At 43.7% G+C, this 1925-nt stretch carries 2 protein-coding genes; one reads left to right on the top strand and one right to left on the bottom strand.

Annotated features, from left to right (window positions below; translation table 11 throughout):
* Positions 1-75 precede the first annotated feature (75 nt).
* On the top strand, positions 76-375 hold the full coding sequence (locus BM299_RS18735) for a 4-hydroxyphenylacetate 3-hydroxylase C-terminal domain-containing protein (protein ID WP_342741344.1): 300 nt from the start codon (positions 76-78) through the stop codon (positions 373-375).
* A 79-nt stretch (positions 376-454) separates the two neighbouring features.
* Here BM299_RS18735 and BM299_RS18730 read toward each other — a convergent pair whose 3' ends face one another.
* The gene (locus tag BM299_RS18730; RefSeq protein WP_092488062.1) at positions 455-1267 is read right to left on the bottom strand and encodes a sulfite exporter TauE/SafE family protein; all 813 of its coding nucleotides are present in this window, start codon (positions 1265-1267) and stop codon (positions 455-457) included.
* Between the last annotated feature and the right edge of the window lie 658 nt (positions 1268-1925).

Raw genomic sequence — 1925 nt, 5'->3', positions numbered from 1 at the left:
AGGATAAGCTTCATGTTAAATTGCTTACGTAAAAAACTGTGAAAAACAAAGAAAAAGCGCTTAAATCACTGTCTAATTTATCGGGGGAAGACCATTCAGCGGGTGGCCGGCGTTCCGGTGGAAAACATCTTGCGCTGCTACCGGCTTGTGGAACACCTCACCGTAGGGGATCTGGCCGGAGTGATGCAGGTGGCCGGAATTCACGGCGGGGGATCTCCTCAAATGGAAACAATAGCTTTGATCCAAAGATATCCCTTGCAAGAACTGAAAGGAGTCGCCAAATATCTGGCCGGTATTGACACCGATTTTGTATGTTTTGAACGCAATACGGTTAATCCCAAACAAATCCTGAACCGTTTTAAACAACATAAGTAAAACAAAGGAACAGCCGCCAATATATTATGTAATTGGTGACTGTTCCGGTGTTTTTTTTACCCCGGTCATTATAAGCCAATTAAAAAATTAATTTATGTATGCCCAGCAGCTTGCCGGACATGGCGAGGATGGCCGCTACGAGAAAAATCCTGATAAATTTATCCCCTCGGGCGACGGAAAGGGCACTGCCCAGGTAAGCGCCTACGGCGTTTCCGACGGCCAGGGTGGTACCCAGTGCCCAGTTTACTTTATCACTGAAAATAAAAACCAGCAGGGAAGATAGTATGAATATGGCGGTGATAAACACTTTCAGGCTGTTTACCTTGACCAGCGACATGCCGGTAAGCAAAGTCAGCGCGACGATCATAATAAACCCTACTCCGGCCTGGATAAAACCCCCGTAAAAACCGACCCCGAAAAAAGCCAGCGCGGCCATAGCCATGTGTAAAGGGCTGAAATTTTCCTCTTGGTGATCTTCTATATTGCTTTTTTCGCCGCTCTCTTCAGCGTGTGTTTTTTTCAAAAACTTCTTTTCCGGGCGCCAAAGGATTACTGCCATAACTACCAGCATAACAACTGCCAATATCTTGTTAAACAAGGCATCCGAAAGGGATATGGCAAAGTGTGCCCCCAGTATTGAGCCAAGAATTGCGGGCACCCCCAGCATTATGCTTAACTTGGGATAGAATATGCCCTTGTGGCGAAAATAACTTATTGCCACCAGGCTTTGCACCATTAATGCCACCCGGTTTGTTCCGTTGGCAACTGCAGAAGGAAGGCCCATAAAAATCAACACCGGCAGGGATATTAAGGAACCGCCGCCACCCACTGTGTTTACAAATCCCGCGGCCATGCCGGCCAGTAAAATTAAAATAACCTGATCCAATGTCAATTCAAAACACCCCAAAAATTAAATATCTTTAGCATATAAGGTGCTATTACCGGCTTATGGTATACCGTGTAATTAATCTTATTTTAATGCGTAAAAGCACAAAGTTCAAGTGATTTGCTTCACAAATTCTGGCTTATGAATATTTCGTACTTCACGTTCAAAGCGAATAAGAGTAAAATTAACGTATGGATAGCACGGGAAAAAAAATTAAGCGGTGTTTTAAGTGCAAATACTTTTACATAACTTGGGATAAAAGATTTCCCAACGGGTGCAAATGTTATGGTATAAAAACTAGACATAACCCATCGGCAGAGGTTTTAAAGGCGACAGGCAAGGAGTGTTTGTTTTTTGCAGAAAAAATCAAATAGAGCCGGGCACCTTAAAACGGAGCTTATTGTCGCGGCTAATCCGGTTGTTATTAAAAAATAGTTTTTTATCATGGTTGGTCGCTATATCGCATATTCGGCATGTATTTGCTGTTTTTCAAGCTATTTTACCACAAACTACATATTGCAAAGGTCCGGAAAAAGTGGTATATTAGTAAACGTCGCTGCTGCGTCGGCGACGAAAAAAAGCAATAATGGCGGTAGTGGCGCGGCGAACAGCCCCCCATTCCCACCAGAAATTGCCGGTTGACGAAAAGTCAGCAAAAGTGATA

It is taken from the genome of Desulfoscipio geothermicus DSM 3669, assembly GCF_900115975.1.
Classification (GTDB): Bacteria; Bacillota; Desulfotomaculia; order Desulfotomaculales; family Desulfallaceae; genus Desulfoscipio; species Desulfoscipio geothermicus.
Note: the sequence above shows the minus strand (reverse complement) of the source record. Positions and strands in the feature narration are given on the sequence as shown.